Origin of the sequence: Mesorhizobium sp. M0040 (genome assembly GCF_040323505.1) — a bacterium.
Classification (GTDB): domain Bacteria; phylum Pseudomonadota; class Alphaproteobacteria; order Rhizobiales; family Rhizobiaceae; genus Mesorhizobium.
Map to the genome: position 1 here is coordinate 22,389 of NZ_JAMYVA010000016.1, position 22,271 is coordinate 44,659.

A 22,271-nucleotide genomic window follows, 5' to 3' on the forward strand; every position below is an offset into this window, starting at 1 on the left:
CGTGATCCCCCTTCCGTTCGATCCGTTTGATCCGCCGGGCCTGTCGCCCCCAATGATGCTGTGGCGGCCATTTCTTCTGTCCTTAGGTGAAGCAAACTTCGAACGACGCGGCTTCGCTTCAGCGTCGAAGGAACGAAAAACCCAGCTCGAGACCATCGGCGAAGCCTTCATAGCAGGCTACAACAAGGCCCTACTCGCCAGGGACGCTGCTGAGGTGCGCCTGGCCAGCTCAGGCGTTGAGCCTTTCCTTCGCGGATTCGCTGTCGAAGGCAGTGCCATGGGCGTAGCGGTCCATGACGCATTCTCCCTGCGGCGGCCAGTTCTTCCCGAATTGCTGGCCGAGTTTGACCCCGATTTCACTTATTTGGCCCACGTTGGATGCGGATGGGCGATGGCAAGGTTGCCCTGGCGAAGAGCTCCCATACTGAAAGCACTCGATCCGCTCCTTTGCTGGCTTGCATTCGACGGCATGGGTTTTCACGACACGTACTTCAAGCCGCGCCGCGTCATGTCATTCTGGCGCAGGGTCAGCAGTGGCTATGCAGCGCGCGCGTATGACCAGGGGGTGGGACGCGCGCTATGGTTCACCTGCGGCGGCTCCGTTGAAGATGCCATTCGTACAATCCAGGGATTTCCCTTGACCCGACAGGGCGATCTTTGGGCAGGTCTAGGTCTCGCCATGGCCTATGCCGGCTGCGGTGACCGATCTGATTTCAGGATCGCCCTTGCCGCGGCAGAGCTCAACAGGTGCCATTTCGCGCAAGGGATCGCATTCGCCTGCGAAGCGCGCGCGCGCGCCGGGGTACCACCTCCGGCGGCCAACCTCGCCGCGATGACAGTCTGCGAAATGTCGGCGCTCGAGCTGTCCGAGCGGGTTCGGGTATCCCGAGAGGATCTCTCCCGTGGCCATCCCGATGTTCCTGACTATGAGGTCTGGCGAGGCCGGACATCTTCGTCGCTGACCGTCAGTCGACTGGAGGCCGCCGAATGAAAAGCCTTCTACTGCGACACGCAGCAAAGATCGCGACTGTGTCGATGGCCGTGGCGCTCTATCTGGTAGCGTCTCCAAGTCACCTGACGGCAGAAGCGTCTGCTGATCTGGCGGCGCCGCTGAGATTGTCGCCGACCTATCTCGAGCCAGCAGATACGGGACGACATTACCGCACAATTCGCGATGTCAATCCTTCGCTCAGGCGCATCGAAGCGTGGATCTCGTCAGTAGGTGCCGGCATCGCGCTTGCAGATGTGCAGGGAACAGGATTGCCGGATGACATATGCCTTGTCGATCCTCGCAACGACAGTGTTACGTTGATGCCGGCTCCGCAAACTGGCGATCGCTTCGCGCCATTTGCCCTTGAGCCTCCGGATAGAGGCTTCGATCGCCGGACAATCGCCCCGATGGGCTGTCTTCCGGCGGATGCCAACGAGGACGGCCGGATGGACCTAGTCGTCTACTACTGGGGCAGAACACCGCTGATCTTCCTTCGCAATGAACGTCCGGATTTCGACGCCTCAGGGTTCACGCCCGTCGAGATTACTGATGCTCCGGAGATATGGAACACCAATTCCGCAGTCCTCGCCGACGTTGATGGCGACGGTCATCCAGACCTTGTTTTCGGGAATTACTTTCGCGACGGCGATCGGGTGCTCGATGCCCGGTCGGACAAGCCGGTTGCAATGCAGCACTCAATGTCACGTGCGGAAAACGGTGGCAGAAACCGGCTGTTTCTCTGGTGGGGTGCGACCAAGACGTCCGTTGCCTACCACGACGCAAGCGCCGCCTTCACCGACGAGATGGCGGACGGCTGGACATTGGCACTTGCCGCACGCGATCTGGATGACTCATCGCTTTCAGGCGACATGCAGAAATATCGCGGCCTGCCGGAGATCTATGTAGCCAACGATTTCGGCAGTGACCGGCTTCTTCTCAACCGGTCAACTCCTGGCACACCGCATTTCAAGCTGGTCAAAGGAACCAGAACTCTTGGCGTTCCACGCTCCAAAGTGCTCGGTCAGGATTCATTCAAAGGGATGGGCGCTGATTTTGGAGATCTGGTCGGCGACGGCCGGCCGGCGCTTGCCGTGAGCAACATCTCATCCCCATACGCGCTTCTTGAGAGCAATTTCCTGTTCGTAAACGATGGCGACGACACCGCATGGTTCAGAGATGTCGCGCCTTACATCGACCGGAGCTCGGAATACGGGACCTGGACCAGTGGCTGGGGGTGGGACATCAAGTTTGCGGATCTGCTGAACTCGGGACGGCCGGCTATCCTTCAGGCAATTGGCTTCGTCAAGGGGGCAACCAACCGATGGCCCGAGCTTCAGGAACTTGCCATGGGCAACGACGAGCTTCTGCAGTTTCCCGCCGCATGGCCTCGTTTTTCTGATGGGGATGAACTGTCCGGAGGAGATCATGATCGTCTCTTCCTGCCAACGGTCGACGGGAAGTATTCGGACGTATGGATGTCTCTCGGGCTGGACTCTGAAACTGTATCGCGCGGAATAGCGACCGGCGACGTCTACGGCGACGGTCGGCTCTCCGTCGCTATTGCGCGGCAATGGAGCCCGTCTGTTTTCCTGAGAAACCTTTCGAAGGACGCCGGACAATCGATCGTGGTCGACCTAAGGGTACCAGGATTGCCGGGGGCCACAAGACCGGCGATTGGCGCGGAAGCGCGCGTCGTCCTTCCAGGTGGCCGTATTGTCACCTCGGTTGTGGACGGTGGATCCGGTCATGCCGGAAAGCGTGCACCTGAAATCCACCTCGGCCTCGGCAAGGTGGCCCCCGACGCACAATTCGATGTGCAGTTCAAATGGCGCAACGCCGCTGGCCAGCAGACAATGACGATGAGGCTGACGCCCGGGCGGCATCGTCTGATCCTGGGCGATGCGCTGGCAGCTGCTTTACAGGTTAACTCCCGGAACAGGGGTGGTGGTTGATGTCAATCGAAACAACGGCACTTATTGGCCGCCGCGTTGACCGCTTTGAAGCTGTTGCGGAACGCTGGTATTCAGAGAAGCGTCTGGGCGGTCTGTCCCGCTTCGCGTTCGCCATCACTGTCCTGAACGTTGTCGGCCACGCGTTTCTCGGGTTCGAGCAGTCGTGGATCACGCCCTTTGTCTCAGTTGGGACTACCTATTCAGTAGATCTGATCGGCGAGACACTGGAAGCGCGCGCTGCCGGCCGCAAACCGCGCTATGCAGGCGAGTTTCTAAATCTGGTCAGGTTTCTGCTGCCAGCCCACATCAGCGGACTTGCGGTTGGTATGCTCTTGTATGCCGCGGACAATCTGGCCGCCGTTGCTTTCGCCGCCAGCGTTGCGACGGCTTCAAAGTATGTATTTCGGGTCACTTTGGGGCAAGGCAGAGACGGCAGACCCGTCCTGAGGCATTTTCTCAACCCCTCGAATTTCGGCATCACGGTAACGCTGCTGCTATTCCCCACGGTAGGAATTGCGCCTCCCTACCAGTTCTCCGAGAACACGTGGGGTTTCGTGGACTGGCTTCTGCCGCTTGTTATCGTTGGAACCGGAAGCTACCTTAACAGGAAAGCGACAGGCAGGATTCCGCTGATCCTCACCTGGGTTGGGGCCTTCGCCGCGCAGGCGATCATTCGTGCCGCCATAAACGGAACACCCATCACATCCGGTCTTGTGCCTATGACCGGCTTTGCCTTCATATTGTTCACCTTTTACATGATCACCGATCCAGCGACGACTCCTGCCAGAACGCGCGGCCAGATCGCCTTCGCCATTGCGGTCGCAGTTGGCTACGCTGTCCTCATGGAGGCCCACATGGTTTTTGGGCTATTCTATGCGCTCACCGCAGTAACGGCAGGACGCGGAGCGTTGCTTGCAATTGCCAATGCTGCACGCAAGGCGCGGTCACCTGGTCAAACCCGAGGGTCCGCTGCCCTCTCCCCCGGAGAGTGATGAACGCGCAAACCAGAATTGCTATCGTCTCGCTGTCATGCAGGTTTCCCGATGCGGCAAGCCCGACCGAGTTGTGGCAGAATGCCATCGAGGGGCGCAGATCGTTTCGAGCCATCCCGAAACAGCGGCTTGACCTTGACCAATACGCGGAAAGCCTACTCGGCGAGGCTGACTCAATTGTGCCTGTGAAGGCGGGGCTTCTTACAGGCTGGGAATTCGATCGCGCCCGGTTTCGCGTTCCCTTGGCGACCTTTGATGCGACCGACCTGGCTCATTGGCTCGCGCTTGAACTTGCCGCTGATGCGATCAGCAAAGCGGGCCTCGACAGACTGGACCGCAGCCGGACAGCAGTAGTCGTTGCAAACACGCTGACGGGCGAATTCAGCCGGGCCGCCATGCTCAGGCATCGACTGCCCTTCCTTAACACCATGCTGGCAAATGCCATCGAGACAGAGGGGCTAGAGTCGACTGTCGGAGCGAGGCTTCGGCAGGCATTTGGGGGCGAGATCTGTCGAAGATTCCCGGCGCCGAACGAGGACAGCCTGGCCGGTGGACTGGCGAACACCATAGCGGGCAGAATTGCCAACCATTTTGATTTGCGAGGCGGCGCATACACTGTCGACGGAGCATGTGCATCTTCGCTGGTTGCGGTGGCTGATGCAGCGAATCTGCTCGCATCTCATCAGGCCGATGCAGTGGTTGTTGGCGGTGTTGATCTCAGCATTGATCCATTCGAGCTGGTTGGATTCTCTCGAAACGGTGCGCTTGCCCAAGGCGATATGCGGGTCTTCGATGTCAACTCGAGAGGCTTCTGGCCGGGAGAGGGAGGAGCGTTCGCCGTAATTGTGCGGGACGGTGAAGCAGGCCGTGCCGGTCTCGACCGGCTGGCCGTGCTCCGCGGCTGGGGAATGTCAACGGATGGAGCAGGGGGTTTGACCAGGCCATCCAGCATGGGGCAACTTCTTGCATACAGGAGAGCCTACGAAGGCGCCGACGCGGATCCGGCGGATCTCGCCTTCGTGGAAGCCCATGGCACCGGGACTGCTGTAGGCGACCCAACCGAAATACAAGCTCTGGCTTCGTTGCGTGGTGCGACATCGAACCCCCTCCTGATTGGGTCAATCAAGGCAAACATAGGCCACACCAAAGCTGCGGCCGGCTTCGCAGGCCTGGCGAAGGCGATCGAGGCTTTGCGTCAGGGTGTGCTGCCGCCACATGTCGGGTGCCGCGATCCGCATCCCGCCTTTGCGGAAACGGAAAACAGAGTTCAGCCCTCCCTCATTCCAAAACGGATTGACGGGAGTCTCGCCGGCGTCTCGAGTTTTGGGTTCGGCGGAATAAACGCGCATATCGTCATCGAGCAGGTCGGCAAGCCCACGAGGACATCGGTATCGCTGCGCGCCCCCAGCGCCTTCGACGCGGAGCTGTTCCTATTTTCGGGCGATAAGCGGGACGAAGTTGCGCGCGATCTGGACGTCCTGCTGGCGAGAGCATCGTCGATCTCGATCTCCGAACTTTCCGACGCTGCGGCAGCCGTCTGTCGGCGACCGTCCGGCGGGAGCATCAATGTTGGCATTGTGGCCTCAGATGCCGGAGAGCTTGTTGATCGGCTATCTCATGCCAGGTCCGTGCTCGAGAACGGGCGGTCAGTGTTCTCGCGGGAAGTGGGTGTGTTCGTGGGGGATGGCGGCGTCCGTCCTCGGATAGGTTACATCTTTCCCGGGCAGGGTGCGCCTTCGCACACGGATGGAGGACTCTGGGCGCGCTGCTTTGGCCCTGCCGATAAGTTCCGCCGCCTGCTGCCAGACGATCAGCCACACCCGACCACTGCGACCGAGGTCGTGCAGCCCACAATAGTTGCCGCCAGCATGGCGGGGCTTGCGGTTCTCGACAGCCTTGGCATTAACGCCGGGACGGCAATTGGCCACAGTCTGGGCGAGATTTCCGCGCTCTCGTGGGGCGGCGCGCTAACCAGAAATGATGCGATTGCGCTTTCCGCGATGCGCGGCGCGATCATGGCCCGCCATGCCGTGCCTGGCGGCTGCATGCTGCGCGTCGCACTGTCTTCGCCACACGCCGAGGCAATCGCTGCCTCGGTCGGTGATGTGACGGTGGCGTGCGAGAACGGTCGCGCAGAAACCGTGCTGTCTGGCCCATCGCGATCGATTGAGCGCCTTGTTTCGCTTCTTGACCACGCGTCTATCGATTACACGCGGCTTGCGACATCGCATGCGTTCCATAGTCCGGACATGGCGCGGGCCGTTGATCCGTTTCGAAAGGCACTTAGGAGAGTTGCTCTTGGCACCTGTCGGAATATCGTTCTTTCAACCGTTACGGGCGCTCCGATTGATGAAACAGTTGACCTGCGCACGCTTTTGACAAGCCAGCTTGTCGACAGAGTTCGCTTTGAAACGGCGCTGGTAGACGCGCAACAGCATGCCGACATTTTTGTAGAAGTGGGCCCGGGTCACGGCCTGGCCAGACTGGCCGAACTGTCAGGTGTGCCTGCCTTGCCCATTGACGCCTTCGGGGCGTCGGTCGCGCCACTGCTTCTAACCCTTGGAGAGCTTCATGCGAGGGGCCATCGTATTGACGCGACGCCGCTCTTTGCCGAGCGTGCCATACGGCGCTTTGAAACCTCGATCCCATCGTTTCTGACCAGCCCGTGCGGCTCAGGGGACACCGGCAGGACGCAGGTCCCATCGCTGAGTTCAAATCCGCCGGTAGATCCGAAAGGGAACAACCATGTCGCGGATGACGCGCCATCGGCGGTGATTGCCGAGACGGGAATTGCCGACAGTCTTGGGGCCATCCTGTCGTTAATTTCAGCTCAGACAGGCCTTCCCCAGGAATCAATCGGCCCCGACGACAGGTTTCTGGACAGTCTGCATCTGAACTCATTGTCCGTGTCACGGATCGTGATTGCCGCGGCCAGAGCGGTCGGCGCCCGATCTCCGACGGCGCCTACCGAGTTCGCAAATGCGACCCCGCGCATCCTGGCCAGCGCGCTGGACGAACTGCGCAAGTTCAGTCAGGCAAAAGGTGATCCGGATCGTGTTGCAGGGGTCCGCCCATGGGTGGACACATATTCGATGCGATGGGTTGACGTGATTTCGTCCACTCTGGTCTCCGAACCGGTGATCTGGTCAACTATTGCGGTTTCGGAGGAGCAGGATCTGTCTGCGCTGCCCCATACACGCGATGGCTGGCTCCTGCGGCTGCATGGCCCATTCTCCCGGGCGACTGCGGAGTCATTGATTGCCCTCGCTGCCGAGGCTGCCCGTCGCGGCGTCCGGAACCTGGGCATCGTTCATAGCGCAGCACCGATATCGGCCTTCGCGCGATCACTGGCACTCGAAAATGCATTCCATACGGTTCGTGTTCTGGGCGTGGCCGAAGGCGACGGAGACGACCAGGCGTTTGAAAGTGAACTTCAGGCGCGATCGGGACGGTACACCGAGCTCCGGTCTGACATGGAAGGGGCGCTGAAGTCGCCAGTGTTCGTCCCGATCTCCTTATCAACTGATGCTTCCGTTTCAGCCATTGGTGCTGGCGATGTCGTGGTGGTCATCGGTGGAGGCCGCGGCATTACATCGGAATGCGCTCTGGAGCTGGGCAAAAAGGGCGCGGCGCTGATACTCGTGGGACGGTCGTCTGCAGACAGCAAAGAAGTCTCCGAGACGCTGGAACGAGCTGCGAAGCTGGAGGTTCGCTGTGCATATGTCTGTGCCGACGCGTGCGACGCTTCGCAGCTGGAATCCCGATTTACCCCTGCAATCCGTGCAATCGGGAAGCCGACGGTGCTTGTCCACGCGGCAGCGGTCAACGAACCGATGCAGATCGCGAAAGTCGACGCGTTCATTGCGCGTCGCTGCCTTGCGACCAAGCTGGATGCGTTCACAAATGCGATTTCATTATGCGGCCCATCGCTGCGAACGGTTCTCACTTTCGGCTCTCTGATAGGTCGCATCGGCCTTGAGGGCGAGGCGCACTACGCGCTTGCGAACGAGGCACTCTCGGCTGCTGCCATGACATGGGCACAGGCGGCGCCCGGTCGCTCTGCATTGGCGCTGGAATGGTCGATCTGGGGCGGGATCGGCATGGGCGAGCGGCTCGGGACTATCGAGCGCCTAATGGCCCAGGGGGTCGATCCCATTTCTGTCGACGATGCACTCGCCAAATTCGATCAGCTCATCCAGACAGGAGCTGAAGGTACGATCGCCGTGACGAGCCGCTTTGGGCAGCCTCGTGAGCTTGATCTGGGACCGGCAGATCTGCCTTCCTTGCGCTTCGTGGATCGTCCGCTCCTCTACTATCCAAACAAGGAAATCGTCCTGGAGACGGATATTTCGAGGGGCCGCGACCGTTACATAGACGACCATGTCATTGCGGGGCAGGCGATACTGCCAGGCATCATGGCTCTGGAAGCAATGGCGCAAGCCGCGTCGTGCCTGTGCAATGGCGATGTCATCACCTCGATAGAGAGTGCGTCTTTTGAGCGTGCAGTCCAGCTTGACATGAGGCAGACGCCGCTTCGTCTGGCGGCACTGCGCCATGAGGGTCGTATCGAGGTAACCCTTTCTACAGGCGCAGACGATTTCAGCGCGCCGGCCGCGCGGGCCGTTTTCAGGCATCTATCCAGGCGACCCGACAGTGCAGCAGTTGGCACTCGCCTGCACCTGGACGGACAGGGGTTTGATGCGAAATCGCTATACAACCAGTTGTTCTTTAATGAAGGCCGGTTCCGACGAATTGACCGATTCCTGACGGTGAGTTCGCGCCACGTGGTGGCAACTCTTTTGCCAGAGCTGGGGACTGGGTGGTTTGGTGCCTACGAACCAAAAGGACTGATACTTGGAGATCCGGGTGCCGCGGACGCCTGCATGCACGCGTTGCAGGTGACAATCCCGCACAAGCGCGTGTTGCCGGTCTCGATTGAACGTCTTGAGCTGATGGACGGCGGTCCGCCGGTTCTGGTTCGCGCTGTCGAACGCGAGGTGCGATCCGGCTATTATATTTTCGACATCGATGTTGAAGACAGTGAAGGCCGCTGCGTCCAACACTGGAGCCGCGCGGCTTTCCGATCGATTGGCAAAGTGGATATTGCCAGCACGCTCAAGAGTGAATTCTGGCTGAAGGCGACATTCGTGGAGCGATCCGCCAGGGAAGCGTTCGATGACGACAGTATCAGGGTCGCAATAATCAACGACGACCTGAACACGCGCGAAACGCGGCGCGTTTCAGCCTTCGCCGTCCTTGGGATCACAGACAGCATAGATCGCCGTTCAGACGGGCGGCCGATCCTGAGGAATGGCGAGGGGTTCATCACTCTCGCACACCGGGAAGGGATGACACTCGCCCTGTCGGCGGACAACCACATAGGTTGCGATCTGGAGACTGGTGACGCAAGCGGCGCACAATACCGGTTTGCAGCGATCGAAGCGTGTCGGAAGGTAGGACGGCAGGCCACAATTCGTCCGACAGCTGAACTCCGCCGCGGGGAACCCTTCCAAGTTGATGGCGTCGACCTTCTGCTCGTGGATCTTCCCGACCAAGAAAGCGGGAAAACGATCGCTCTAAGCTCGATCCGGAGGATTCAGGCATGAACGAGCAGATTGGCCGAACTATGCATGCCTCGCCCACCGGGAAGCCCTTTATCTATCGACATGTGGTCTCGTTCGAGGAGACCAATGTCGTCGGAAACGTCTATTTCGCACGCCATATTGCCTGGCAGGGACGTTGCCGAGAGATGTTTCTTGCCCAGCATGCACAATCAATAATTGATGACATCTCTCTGGGCCTAAGGCTCGTAACTCTTTCTGTAACCTGTCAGTATTTTGAAGAAATATATGCTTTTGATGAAATAGAAGTAACAATGCATCTGTCATATGTTCGTGGCAATAGAATAGGTTTGGACTTTCATTACTTTAAAATAATGGCTGATCAGAAAATTACGGCCGCCCAAGGGTTTCAGGAGATTGGCTGCATGCGCAAAGATCGGGATGGCATGTCACCGATCGCGCCACCCAAATCGCTTGCAGACGCACTGAACCAATTTGCAGTCAGGAACAAATGAGCTGCCGCCTCAGCAAGAGGCCCAACGCATCATAGTAACGCCTATTGTCTCAGGCCCGTATCGCACCTTCAGAGCGTTAGATCCAGGCGAGAGCTTCATGGAATTCCAAGGGTCGACCATAACCATTCCAATGAGCGGGCGGTTGTCGCCTACGGATCCCTGGCTAGAAGAGGAGGTGAAGCTTAGGACCTTCATGCGCCTCGAAGTCTTTCCGGCCTACGTCAACCAGCTCGGCACACGGGAGTTCCAGTTTGTCATTCGAGACTGGGAGCTGTTTGGGAAGAGTGAGATGCTTAATCGCCTGTTTGACGGGGATCCACGAGGTCGATTTGTTGAGGACCCCTCAAATGGCTTTGCGGACTATGTTCCTGCAACCGTTACGTTCAATGTTTCTCACAATTGCCAGATTGGTGTTGATCCCGGTCAGGAGTTGGTGGCTTCCGACATGTTTGGCGAGGCTCACGAGATCGAAATCAGAAATCTGGCCAGCCATCATCTGCGCGTCTGGACTGCTGGTGCCGACGGTGCGTCGGATGCCATCTACAGCAACCCGCACAATACGATCTACTGGCAGATCCTGCTACCCGGGTCTGTCGGTGAATCTGGGCTAAAGTACCTTCGGCCGAGCATAACGTCCATGAACGGTGGTGCATTGGATAAGCAAAGTCCAATGATTATCTTCCACAAGAAAGTACCTGGCATTCCGGGAGAGAGTGAGACCTTCGACATTACAAGCAGCCGCGATCGCGCGCGCTATTTGCTGGCGATCTCCACGTTTGCTCCCGTGGGTACCACGCCTGGTGGCCGGGTGACGACGAGTGCAACGCTCCCGGTTCGCGGCTTGCAAACCAACCTGACGCAGTCACAGGGTAATTCAACCTTATCGTCTATCAATCGAGCCCTCCGGCCGTTGGACATTCGGTTCTCGCTTGCCTCGGGGCTGCGCTCGGCTGGCGATGTCGGTGAAACTGTAGCAAGGATGCTATCCAAATCTGGTCGAAGCGTAGTTTCCGGATGGATCAAACTCGTGGATCTCTCACGGAGTCTCGGAACGGCCGATCAGGCCTCGGATCCCGGCCGTCCGGCGGATTCGGCGGACTTCCCGGCTCGGATAACCTATGCTGTCAATTATGACGTCCATATCAACGACCAAAAGCTGGTAGATGATCAGGCCGGTATCGCGATTGCGGTAGGGGCACAGGAAATTCCGCCAAGAGACGTCAAGGTAGCGTTCGACAAGCCACAGGTAGGTTCCCTGTTGGATCGCCACGTTTACTTCAGGCCTGGGTGTTGCACCGGAATGGAAGAGGTCGCGGAGCGCGATTTCGCCGAAGGAGTCAATTTCGCCCGATACTCACGCACCACGCCGCTAGACCCAGGGCGTATCTCATTGGCGCAAGGTGCCGCAGGAATAACGACTTTCCGAGATTACGATCCCAATATCAGCTACTGAGCGTGGAAAATGGATCTCATTCGGATTGCATTTCGCGTTTTGCAGATTGGGTTCCTGGCTATTGTGTTCGTAGCATTTGCTGTTTCGACTCTCCTCGTTCATCTCGTCCGTCGTGACCGCTCCGCTTTGGTGACATCCTTGGGGGGCTTGCTGGCACGGTTAGCCGAATCCCTGGGGCCCGCGGCCGTTAAAATGTCCCAAGTGGCCAGTTGTCGCCAGGATTTGATCCCGGTCGCCCTGACTAGACCGTTGAGCCGTCTGCAAGATCGTGTGAAGCCTCCGAGTCCACGTGGACTACGAAAGGCGCTGGATGCGGCTTACGGCGCTGCATTGAATGAGGTGTTCGAATACATTGAGCCTGAGCCGTTCGCCTGCGGCAGTGTGGCGGCTGTGTTTCGCGGGCGGGTGCGTGGTGGTGGCGACGTTGCAATAAAACTCGTGCGACCGGGCACGAAGCGGCGAATCGAAATAGATCTAAAAATCATGCGATGGGTGGTGAGCAACGTGGTTGCGCGCCTGCACCGTTTTGACGGCGTTCCGATTGCAAAAATTTTCGATCGCTTCGCAGAATTGGTGGTGCGCCAATGTGACATGGCGTTGGAGGCTGCTAATGCCACGCGACTGAGGCGCCTGCTTGATCCCGAAGTCGTCATTCCCGAGCCTCTGGCAGAGCAGTCACGACCTGGCGTGCTTGTGACAACGTTTATTTCAGGCACAAGGAAACTCGATCCCGCGGATGCGCCTCAATCGACCTACGAGCACGCTTGTGTCGTCTTGCTCAAGAATGTGTACGCGATGATCTTCGTACACGGCTTTGTGCATGGGGACCTCCATCCAGGTAACGTAGCAATAAATTCGGTAGGTCAGGTTGTTCTCTATGATTTTGGCCTGGTCGCAGAACTCACCGAGAACGATCGGGTGCTGTTCCGTGATTTCTTTATCGCAGTGGCTATGGGCGACCGGATCACTGCCTCACAAAAGATTGTCGAGAGCGCGGAGAAGCAACCGCCTAACCTCAATAGAGACGAATTTGATCGAGCGGCCGCCGTCTTGGTAAAGAAGTATTGCGGTCTGAAGGCAGGCGAGTTTCTTGTTGCACGGTTTGTCGAGGAGTTGTTCGCGTTGCAACGGCGGTTTGGACTGTCGGGAGCGCCGGGCTTTGCAAACGCTGTCTGGGCTCTCGCCATGTTCGAAGGCTTGGTTCGACATGGCTATCCCACTCTGGATTTTCAGAAGGCAGCACGTCCTTTTTTAATGGCTTCCGTCTTGGAAAGAGCAAGAATGCTTGTCAGAGTCTAGGCATATCCCTCGACGCAGTTTGCGAACGTATCATAGCTATTTCAAGAAATTCACTTTCCAAGATCTTCGTGGAAGTATGCGGAGGCCCCCGCAAGTGTGCCACGGCGCAGAGGCGCTCCGTCGCAAATCCGCGTATCGACTAGGCCCCGACGTTTGCTGCACCTCAGCGTCTAATCAGCAGTAGACAATCCGGTTGCGCCAGAGCGGATTAGATCGGGTTGGCTCATTGGTCTCCAGCGCAAGGTCTCAGTGATCCTAAGGGAATTCAACGGTGACGGTTTGGTGATGGGCGCGGTTCACAATTTGTGTGGTTGTCCCTTGGCCTGAAAAGGAAAGATGACGCATGAACGAGATCCGCTTTGCCAAAGCTAGTTCGCTCGCCGCATTGGAGGACGCCTCCGGGGCGATGTTGGCGGAGGACGATAGAAGCGTCCTGGCGGATGATAATAACGCGGATCCTGTCGAGAGGATTGATTTCATTCGGGCGCGCCTACAGGTGACTATGTTGAGATAGCCGAAAATCTTGTTGGGTAAAAATTCTGCTCAAAGAGCTACGCTGCATGATCACCGAAACCTGAGAGGTTATAAGGTGACGAAACCGAGAGGTGTAAATTAAAATGAACTATCATTTTACGGATGCGGCAACGCTCTCAGGAGGTTCGCTTACAGAAATTCCGGCCACCGTGTTTAATAGGGACCCGTCCGATTCTATCGAGTTCAGTAAAATTCCAATCGATAATGTCAATAGATTTGACATACGAGGTAACGATGTCCTCGCTGACGCAGTAGTGAATAACTCAAATTGCGTTGAACGAGAACGAGCGCTCTGGGAACTCGGGGATCGGCGTTTCGATGGGATCGAGGCGATCATCAAAGGAGTGATGGGAGGCGAAAACAATGCTGATGTACGTCGTTCCGCACTCTGGTTGGCGCAAAAATATCCCTCCTCCAGCACAAGAGAGATCCTCCTTCGAGGCTTATCTGACGGAAATCCCGACGTAGAAGATTGGGCCAGATTGCTTCTCAACGAGTCAGAAGGCCGCCTTGATGTGGACGAAAATGAGCGAAGAGCAATCGCCTTCGATCCCAACAACTTGTTTGACCAGACCCTGCCGCTCACGATAGCAGGCCATGCCTTAGTCCGAACTCCTTTAGGTTATTCACGCATTACGTTGTCGCCACTGTGGTTCGAAGAAATCATGGGGCGAGTGATGGCATGCACAAGAGAAGCGTCATTCAGATCGCAGTTAGTCATCGAAAAAAAAATAAAGAGCTATCATCCAGATGGATCCGATCACTTTGAAATATTTAACTTCAGCGGAATGAGTGTTGATATATCAGAAAGAATGCACCATCACCTCTATCAAGCGAGATCAGCTCATTCCTTCTATCTCTCAGGAAAGGTGGAAGACACTTCCGCCCCGGTCATACCGGATGTTGCCTCAGTGCTCGAACGTGTTGCTATAACGCTCACGGCCTCTGTGGGCGAGAAACTCGAGAGGCTTTCACCCGGGCGGCCGGGTCCCAGCAATTACGTGAAGTCCGTCCGAGGAAGGTATATGGGCTTCGCATACGTCAACCTAGCCCGCGTCATCCAAAATGGGATGAGCATAGGTCCTGGGGAAGTGCAGCTAGTAGACCCGCACCATCCGATCGCCGGTCCACTGGCAAACGTGCTCCTCTTTGGCAGTTTCAAGGGCCTAATCGCGAGATCACCCGGATTGCCCGACATACTAAACCTAAATACCGAGCCAGCTCACGCAACCGAACAGGGGTTACTGGATTTTGGGCTTGTCGGTGAACCGAACCCTGATCCCTATGACCCATATAGTCTTACTTAAATCGAGCAGTCCGAGGTTAATGCATGCGAGCCGACCCGGGACGAAACATAGCAATTTCCGTGCCGCGGGATCTCCACCCGCGCGTCGTTGGCCTTTTCAGGGATACGCTAGGCTTTGAGTGCAACTCCAGCCAAGGCGGGTCAGTAAAGGTAGCGTTTGGCCAGCTAACGCTCTGGCTGGATCCGGTAGACCATGAAGAATTCTCATTCTCGTTAGAGATTTGTGTCAGGGACCCGACCCTGTTCGTAAAACGTTTGAAGGACAAAAATCTTCATGTCCGAGAAGTTAGATGGGAAGAAGAAATCGGCTACTGGCTGGAGAGTGATATTTTTCCAAAAATACTGATTTCACGGCATTGGTCTTAATAGCAACACCTTTCAATAAGTGGAGAAGGAGATGTCTGAATACGATGAAGGTCTCTCGCGCATAATAGGGGACCTAGCTCTAAAGCTGGCTTCTAGCCAACGTGCGGCTGCAGATTATAACAGTGACAATGTATCGCGGGAGTCGTACGGCGCGCAACTGTCTGACGAGCGGGCGATAAAGGTCGTGCATAATTACGCAACACGACCAAAGCCGGGTCATATCATATTTACGATGCAATACGACAATACGTGTTATCAGCTTAACCCTTCCTCCGGTGTTATCGAGTTTCTGTTTGAAGTGAGACAGTTGCGAAAGCCATTTCTGTGGCGGGCCGTTAGCGACGGACGGGGCATTTTGTATGCAAGCGTGGGTGGAGGCAGATTCAGGCACGGACCATATGACTATGCGGTGATGGATCGATGGGGAGGAATATTTTCTATCGACTTCCGATCTCAAGCCGTAAAAATAATATCGGTCGGTCAACATTTACTGATGCCGTGTTTTGTGGATATCCTAGATGAGGATAATCTCTTGTGCTGTGGAACATCTGATTTTAACTCGTCAGGGGCCGTCTATTCTATTAATGTTAGAAGCGGAGCGCAGCGGTTTGTTTACTCGCATCCGAGGTTACGGGATCCGGTTAGCGCAAGTTATGATGAGTCCGGAGATCTGTGGATTGCCAATTCCGACCAGAATACCCAGGACGGAGAACTAATTCGTGTCAGTCCAAACGGCGAAGTAAAGGCGGTTGTCCCTTTCAGCGGAACCAACACGGGTGCTGTGTGCGGTGTCTGCATTCCGCGCAATGATGAAGGGGTCGTAATCACAAAAATGAATTGGCCATATATGATCGGCGGTTTGATTGCCCAGGTAAGTCGTGCCGGCGGGGAAATTGAACCAATAATGTCGAGCACGGGAGAAAGCCCAAAATTCTTCAGCACCGGGTGTGCCGTCGAAGGGGATGATGTCTGGTTCGCAGAAAACTATTCGAAGAGAATTATACGGTATAATCTAAAGAAGAAAAATGTAGTTAGAGAGTATGATGTGTCGTCACTGCTGGGCGGAAATTACCAAGGTATGCGGAATTCATATATGTGCGTCGAAAATCTCAGCGTTGTACCCGATTTAAGATAAGTCGAGGCGTGGGCGATGCAGTTGGGCGCGGGACTAGAAGATCGAGAGGTACAAGGGAACGTTTATCCGGGCTTCGGCAGTCGGCATATGATTTTTGTGCCCCTTCGGTGGGCAGGCAAGGCGCCTTTGCAAAGGGCTCTAAGGCGAGTTCTCCCCGAGTTAACCACCTGGAAGGAGGTGGAAGAAAAGAAGGGGCAAGCAAGGGGGGGCGGCCAAGAAGCATCGTGGCTAAATCTAGGACTTACATGCTGCGGAATGAGGACGCTTCTCGGCCCCGAATTTCAGTTTCCCGATCAATCTCTTGATAATCCCCGTCACGGCCGGAATGAGGCGGAAGGGGTAGATGCGCTTGCCATAGTCGCGGCACAACGGGTTGACGATGCTAAGTCAGCTGCTGAGGCACTTGTCTCAAGGTTAAGTGCAGAGAGTCCGCGCCATCTCTGGCTGTCTGGAGCAAAAGGTGAAGGGCGAGATGCTTTTGGGTTCGAGGACGGAATCTACGAGAATCGGTTAATAATGCCAATCGCTGACCCAAGCACACTTGGGAAATGGGACAGGGCGCACTTCGTTTTTCCGGGGCAGTTGCTTTTAGGCGGAAGGCTCAATCTCCGCGGCGATACCGACCCCACCGTTCACCGTTCGAAGCTTCGGAGTTGCATAGTTAACGGTTCCTATGGAGTTATAAGAGATTATGATCTTGACGCTGCTCGGTTTAAAGCATGGGCCGAGAATATTTCGAATGAGTTACGTTTGGGGTGCCCTGCGGTCCGGCTAAGCTCCGACTATATTCAAGCGTTGATGGTAGGAAGGTGGCCCAGCGGATCAAGAACACGGTTTAGCCCTCTGTCAGATTCCAATCCGTCCTTAAGTGCTGCGTTTGAGGAGGAAGAAAGGGCTGGTCGCAAACCTCATGGCTCGGGCAGCGGGGTTCCTTGCTTCGGCCGAGGCATGGCAATCGGGCACGTTGATAGGACTATTTCAATCATGGTCGGCTCTTCAGATCTAGAGGGATATATACCAGTGATATTCCGGAGGGGAATTCCGAAGCAAAAAGGCGACGGACTTGTATTTGTTTCTTTCCAAGCCTCGTTGAGCCAGCAGTTCGACGTTCTTTCCGGCGAGCTTGGGAGTGCGGAGTTGTCCTATCGAAGGGACGCTATTCTGGGTGGGCAGATGGGTGAACCCCAGCAATTTGAGCTGCCGATCGATCTTGGAGAGGACAATTACACTGCGCGTTTTTCAGCCGAAGGAGCATCTTTTGTAACGCTTCGAAGCGAGTACCGAATGTTCTTTCCAACTGTGAACGGATTGGCTTTCATGTGTGGCGGATCGGGATAGCGTGACAGCATTGGTGTTGCACCGACTGCAGATAAGAAGTTTGAGGCCGGGATAGGTGTTCGGCCACCATTTCCGAACGTCAGTGCCCTTTGGCCAGGCGAGCGAAGCTCCTTCGCCTCAAGGTTCAAACACGATGCCACTGCCGCCGAAGGCGGGGTAGCGATGGCCGAACTGCGAAATAGCCGTTCGCGGCAGCCGCGATCGCCTCACAGTTCAGGGGCGTCGTATGTGCCATCATACACGGGATCTGTCGGTTTGCAGACCAGAGGCGCTCGCGCAGGGATGTTAGGGGGGGATTGTGACATCCATTATATTCGTTCTCGGCCTGGTCGGCTTCGCCTTGTTCACCGATGGCGGGCAGGAGGCGCTGTTATCCAGCTCTGCTAGCGTAATTGGATCGGTCTTTATCCTTTGCGGTTCCCTCATCTTTTCGGCAGTCGCCTTCCTCTTCATGGTGTCGCTGGCGACCAGGCGATGGCAACAGCAATTTGCCGTCGCCGCCAGCAGCGCGTTCATGCTCTCTTTCGCGGTGGCTGTCGGCCTGACGGGGAGCGAACGACAGGACTTGATCGGTGTTTTTGCCTTGGCCTTTGTGCTGGTGCCGTGGCTTTGGTTCCGCAGCGTGCGCGGCCTATTCAAGACCGCAGCGGCCATTCAAACTTGGCGCCTGAAGATATTGGCGTTAACGCTTATGCTGTTCCTGCTGTTTGCAGCTTTTGCCACGGCCATAGGAGGGGTCATTGGCCCGGTCGCGTCATGTTTTGCGATCGCGGCTTTGATTGTCTCGACCCTTGGCTGCTTCGCTGAGATGGCCGCGCGCAAGTATTTCTTTCGTGGAGTGATCCTGTCGACGGCCGCCGGCTTCATCTTTTACCAGGCGGCTCCGATTCGCGCGATCCCCGAACCAAAATTGTTTTCGACCCCCGCCGCGGTGGCGTGCCCGGAGGCGGCAGCCCCCGCCGGGATGATGCAGGTCGAGACCTCATTTGATTGCTGGCTTGCCAGCAACCAGGACAAGGACGGCCAAGCGACCATGTTTTTGGTCGAAACGGCCGGCGGTGGCATACGTGCCGCGGAATGGACGGCGACGGTATTGTCGGAACTGGACCGCCAGGTACCGGACTTCTCCAATCGGCTCTTCGCAATCTCGTCGGTCTCCGGCGGTTCGCTTGGATCGGCAATTTACGTTGGCGAACTGACCGAAAGACCGCGCAGGCCTGATTGCAGGCCCTCGCAGGCCGGAGGGCTTTCGCATTGCGCGCGCGCCATGCTCGATGGCGAGTTTCTCGGGCCTGTTGTTGCCTCGGCACTCAGTGGAGATCTAGTCAGGACGATCTTCTGGCCGGGTGCGCGTTTTTTCGATGATCGTGGCATAGCCCTTGAGCGTGCGTTCGAACGAGCCTGGGCGGATGCCTATGGATCAGCCTTGTTCGAGTCATCGCTCAGCGCGCTCTGGCCGCAGCGGCCCTGGCCGGCGCTGATCATGAACGCGACGCTGACAAGTCGCGGCTTTGTCGCGTATACATCCAATTTCGGCGACGCGGGCCCACCGACTCTGACGCTCCCCGACATTGAAGTCCTCAGCGTGGGCCTGCCGACCACGCGCGTCAGCACGGCCGTGGTCAACTCCGCCCGTTTCCCGGGGATTTCACCTGGCGGCAGGTTCACGCTTCCTTGGGGCAATGACGCATCGGGCACGTCCTTTCGCATCAATCCGAGCATGGTCGCTTCCTATCCCGGCAAGGTGGAGGAACGTTACTTTGATACCCTGGTCGACGGTGGCTATGTCGACAACTATGGTGCATCGTCCCTGCTGCGTCTCGTCGAGCAGCTCGATGACATTCAGTGCGACAAGATCCGGGAACGAGCGAAGAAGGAGAACCTTTACGCCCGCTCCTGTTCTCAACTCTTGGCGACAAAGCGTTTCGTCAGGTACATCCTTATCCAGATCACCTCAGATCCGACACTGGCAGGAAAGTGTGAAGCTCCGCCCGATCTCAATCAGGGTCTCGATACGACCATTTCCGAATCGCCTGATATCCTGTCACCGTTTTTGACCCTCATGAGCACCAGATCCCTTGCTGGGCTCGGCTTGTCGAAGCGATTGTCTGACCATATGGATCATCTGCGCCTGGCTGACACCCAGTCTCGGACCTGGGGTACAATTGCGGCTGGCGAGAAGTTCGTTCAACATACCTACTTTCACTTCGGCCTAGGCCCGCTTGAAGAATTGCCTCCCTTTGACGATCAGGCGGAGGAATTTGCGTTCCTCAAGCATCTGGCGCAGCGCCGCCAACGCGGCGATCCGCAAGCGGACATCCAGATTGAGACCCTGGCGGAAACGAAGCGGCAGCTGAAACAAGAGGCGAGCCGATGGGTGCAAGAACCCACTTTTGAAGGCCATGTGCCGCCGTTGACCTGGGGGCTGGCTCCCGATTCGAAGGCATCAATTGCGCGCCATTTTCAGCAATGCGGACCATGGGCGGTGCGACAATTGCAGGAGATTTCGAGGCGAGGGCTGTATTACCCGCGGCCGGAACTTGTTGGACAAAACTTGAGTTCTGCCAAGGATCAAGCTGCGCAGGACAAGGATGCGGGCCGCCGCTAGCGCCGCAACGCGGCGCTGCTTTTCCCCACAATCATGCTGATGGCCAGTTCACCCGAATAGAGAGTCAATCCTCTCTCGCAGCACCATCCCAAACCATTGTTTGGAAACAACTATCGACGTTCTAGTCTAGACTAAGATCGTGTGCAATGCCCCAAGTGGCGCGGCGAGGCACTAACACTTCGCAAATGGTTCCGGTGGAGATGAGGAAGCCGACATACGATGTTTTCCGCAATTAGCTAGCGCGGAACGGCGAGCGTCAGGGGGATGTATCTAGCGGCGCAACGAGCCTCGGGGGGCGTGCCGAATAGCGCTTTTATTCAGATCTCGGTGACTTTACTTTCCCCGCGCGTCCGCAGAAGGTGACTGCTGACTATCTGCAACCCGTACAGACCGATAGCTGAGTTGAGATGAACTCAATACTGACTTTCTTCAACCAAGGCTGGGTCGGGGTTGTGGTAGGAACAATTGGTGTCGCAATAGCAATATATACCATATTCAGGCGTACGAAGGGCCGACTCTTGTATCAGCAAGGCAGTCTTCGTCTGCTCGATCCCGGTCACAATTCTCTACTGAATAGCGTAACGGTTCTGTACGGAGATCGGAAAGTTCCGCGAATTTCTCTGACACACGTTGCACTTTGGAATAACGGCAGATCAGCAATTCGATCTTCAGACGTTTCGGAGCGCAAGCCTATCAATTTACGATTGATTGGCGAAGGAGAGATACTAGAGGCAAATGTGCCAGCGGCGAGCGCTCCTGAGAATGCACCTATCGTGTCATTGAATAGCGATAACAAATCTCTTAACGTAAACTTCTCTTTCTTTAATCAAAACCAAGGCGCAATCATACGAATTTTACATACCTCTACGAACAATGGGGTACTGGTTAGCGGAACCCTTATTGATTTGCCTCCGATGGCTAATGTCTGGCAGCTATTCCTAATCTCGTCATCGAATAAACGATCCAAGAAAGCAAATGTGTTTAAAAATGGGAAGATTATCGCGGGACTTTACTTGTTATCAAGCGGGGTAGCGTTCATCGTATTGGGTACAGTGTTCAAAGATGCTATGATCTCGGCAGATCAACGGCTTTTTTCGTTATCGCAGACCTATGGATGGCTAATGGGGTTGGTCATAGGAATACCTATGATTATCGCTTCGTTCCTTCTGCTGGCCTCTAGGCGCTCGCCCCCTAGTACCCTTCTTTCTGGATTGTCGAACTCTGTCGGGCCTAACACCCTCTAGAACTCTAGAACTGACGTACTAAGGCAGCGTCATGGTGCCTCGCGTCATCAGCGGTTAGCTGGCATACTGGCCGGAACGTCCGGTGCGTGATAGACTGAACCCCGGCTGATGCCAACTGACCCTATTGCAGCGCCATCACATGTCCCAGAGTGCGAGGGCCTTTTCTGCCCCGGGCTCGGTCGTCCCTGCGCCAGGTGCTCGTCGCTGCAGGTGAGCGCCTGCTTGCCTGCAGGTCACGCGGGTGGCACACAGACGACGTTGGTGGCAAGAAAATTATTAGCAAAATCAGAAAGTTGGATGATCGCTGGGCGAGTTCAATCAACCATGATACAGCGCTTCAAATCACTCTTCGTCTTGGTGATTGGGTTCGCCAGACCATATGAGAGAATACGAAGGAAAGGGGTTGGCGAACCATCCGCTAACGTATTGTTTTCTATAGAAAATGGTGACCCTCAGCGACTAACATAATCGTTATCCGTCAATAGCTTACGAAGCGGTTCGCCAAGGTCGACAAGGAGCTGGTTCAGCCACTCGCCGAAGGGCATTTATCTGATACCAATGGCGGCTTTGCGCCGCATGCGGATGAGGACGCCGCCGACAGCGAAGATGGCGATGTCGTTGCCCTGCCGGACACGGGCTTGCCGGCGAGCGAAAAGAAGCGCGGCCGCAAGGCCTTGCCGGAAAACCTGCCGCGCGAGCGCGTCGAGTATGACCTTCCCGACGACCAGAAGGCTTGTCCTTGCTGCCGTCACCAGATCCATCGCATGGGCGAGGCCGTTACCGAGCAACTTCATATCGAGGTGAAGGCGAAGGTTTTGCAGAATGTGCGGTTCAAAGGTTCAAATATGCTTCACATGGGGATTACATGGTCAAGTGTGATTTTCCTCCTTTGCACGGTCCAAGGTCTGAGCCCGATCACGTGACGCGGCCCGGTCGCCGGGCCTCATCCACCTCACATGCGGTCGCCGCTCCTGGCG

At 56.5% G+C, this 22,271-nt stretch carries 12 protein-coding genes and 1 pseudogene; all 13 read left to right on the plus strand.

Translation table 11 applies throughout. The features are described 5' to 3' along the window. Position 1 precedes the first annotated feature (1 nt). On the plus strand, positions 2-991 hold the full coding sequence (locus NKJ91_RS16220) for a DUF1702 family protein (protein ID WP_352456394.1): 990 nt from the start codon (positions 2-4) through the stop codon (positions 989-991). Next, positions 988-2,943 carry a CRTAC1 family protein gene (locus NKJ91_RS16225; RefSeq protein WP_352456395.1) on the plus strand — a complete coding sequence of 652 codons (1,956 nt, stop codon included), beginning with the start codon at positions 988-990 and terminating at the stop codon, positions 2,941-2,943. The genes NKJ91_RS16220 and NKJ91_RS16225 overlap by 4 nt, the downstream gene beginning before the upstream one ends. Beyond that, on the plus strand, positions 2,943-3,935 hold the full coding sequence (locus tag NKJ91_RS16230; RefSeq protein WP_352456396.1) for an enediyne biosynthesis protein UnbU: 993 nt from the start codon (positions 2,943-2,945) through the stop codon (positions 3,933-3,935). Before NKJ91_RS16225 ends, NKJ91_RS16230 begins: the two co-directional genes overlap by 1 nt. Further along, positions 3,935-9,541 carry an SDR family NAD(P)-dependent oxidoreductase gene (locus tag NKJ91_RS16235; RefSeq protein WP_352456397.1) on the plus strand — a complete coding sequence of 1,869 codons (5,607 nt, stop codon included), beginning with the start codon at positions 3,935-3,937 and terminating at the stop codon, positions 9,539-9,541. Before NKJ91_RS16230 ends, NKJ91_RS16235 begins: the two co-directional genes overlap by 1 nt. Further along, positions 9,538-10,011 (plus strand): acyl-CoA thioesterase, encoded by a 474-nt coding sequence (locus NKJ91_RS16240; protein WP_352456398.1) that lies wholly within the window; start codon positions 9,538-9,540, stop codon positions 10,009-10,011. Before NKJ91_RS16235 ends, NKJ91_RS16240 begins: the two co-directional genes overlap by 4 nt. 97 nt (positions 10,012-10,108) lie before the next feature. Next, the gene (locus tag NKJ91_RS16245) at positions 10,109-11,464 is read left to right on the plus strand and encodes a hypothetical protein (protein ID WP_352456399.1); all 1,356 of its coding nucleotides are present in this window, start codon (positions 10,109-10,111) and stop codon (positions 11,462-11,464) included. Positions 11,465-11,473: 9 nt separating this feature from the next. Next, entirely contained in the window at positions 11,474-12,763 is a 1,290-nt protein-coding gene (locus tag NKJ91_RS16250; protein WP_352456400.1) for an ABC1 kinase family protein, read from the plus strand. A 343-nt stretch (positions 12,764-13,106) separates the two neighbouring features. Then, complete coding sequence (locus NKJ91_RS16255; protein ID WP_352456401.1) at positions 13,107-13,277, plus strand: hypothetical protein; 171 nt, start codon at positions 13,107-13,109, stop codon at positions 13,275-13,277. Between the two features lie 103 nt (positions 13,278-13,380). Next, the gene (locus NKJ91_RS16260) at positions 13,381-14,604 is read left to right on the plus strand and encodes a HEAT repeat domain-containing protein (RefSeq protein ID WP_352456402.1); all 1,224 of its coding nucleotides are present in this window, start codon (positions 13,381-13,383) and stop codon (positions 14,602-14,604) included. A 396-nt stretch (positions 14,605-15,000) separates the two neighbouring features. After that, on the plus strand, positions 15,001-16,104 hold the full coding sequence (locus NKJ91_RS16265) for a hypothetical protein (protein ID WP_352456403.1): 1,104 nt from the start codon (positions 15,001-15,003) through the stop codon (positions 16,102-16,104). Between the two features lie 984 nt (positions 16,105-17,088). Continuing rightward, on the plus strand, positions 17,089-17,442 hold the full coding sequence (locus tag NKJ91_RS16270) for a hypothetical protein (RefSeq protein WP_352456404.1): 354 nt from the start codon (positions 17,089-17,091) through the stop codon (positions 17,440-17,442). 298 nt (positions 17,443-17,740) lie between these two features. Further along, positions 17,741-20,050, plus strand: coding sequence for a hypothetical protein (locus tag NKJ91_RS16275; RefSeq protein WP_352456405.1), 2,310 nt, complete (start codon positions 17,741-17,743; stop codon positions 20,048-20,050). A 1,729-nt stretch (positions 20,051-21,779) separates the two neighbouring features. Next, positions 21,780-22,130, plus strand: a pseudogene (locus NKJ91_RS16280) (IS66 family transposase); the annotation flags it as partial. Between the last annotated feature and the right edge of the window lie 141 nt (positions 22,131-22,271).

Coding starts and splice junctions, on each gene's coding strand:
- NKJ91_RS16240 (WP_352456398.1), top strand. CDS start 9,538: ATGAACGAGCAGATTGGCCGAACTATGCATGCCTCGCCCACCGGGAAG.
- NKJ91_RS16235 (WP_352456397.1), top strand. CDS start 3,935: ATGAACGCGCAAACCAGAATTGCTATCGTCTCGCTGTCATGCAGGTTT.
- NKJ91_RS16255 (WP_352456401.1), top strand. CDS start 13,107: ATGAACGAGATCCGCTTTGCCAAAGCTAGTTCGCTCGCCGCATTGGAG.
- NKJ91_RS16225 (WP_352456395.1), top strand. CDS start 988: ATGAAAAGCCTTCTACTGCGACACGCAGCAAAGATCGCGACTGTGTCG.
- NKJ91_RS16245 (WP_352456399.1), top strand. CDS start 10,109: ATGGAATTCCAAGGGTCGACCATAACCATTCCAATGAGCGGGCGGTTG.
- NKJ91_RS16260 (WP_352456402.1), top strand. CDS start 13,381: ATGAACTATCATTTTACGGATGCGGCAACGCTCTCAGGAGGTTCGCTT.
- NKJ91_RS16270 (WP_352456404.1), top strand. CDS start 17,089: ATGGTCGGCTCTTCAGATCTAGAGGGATATATACCAGTGATATTCCGG.
- NKJ91_RS16250 (WP_352456400.1), top strand. CDS start 11,474: ATGGATCTCATTCGGATTGCATTTCGCGTTTTGCAGATTGGGTTCCTG.
- NKJ91_RS16230 (WP_352456396.1), top strand. CDS start 2,943: ATGTCAATCGAAACAACGGCACTTATTGGCCGCCGCGTTGACCGCTTT.
- NKJ91_RS16265 (WP_352456403.1), top strand. CDS start 15,001: ATGTCTGAATACGATGAAGGTCTCTCGCGCATAATAGGGGACCTAGCT.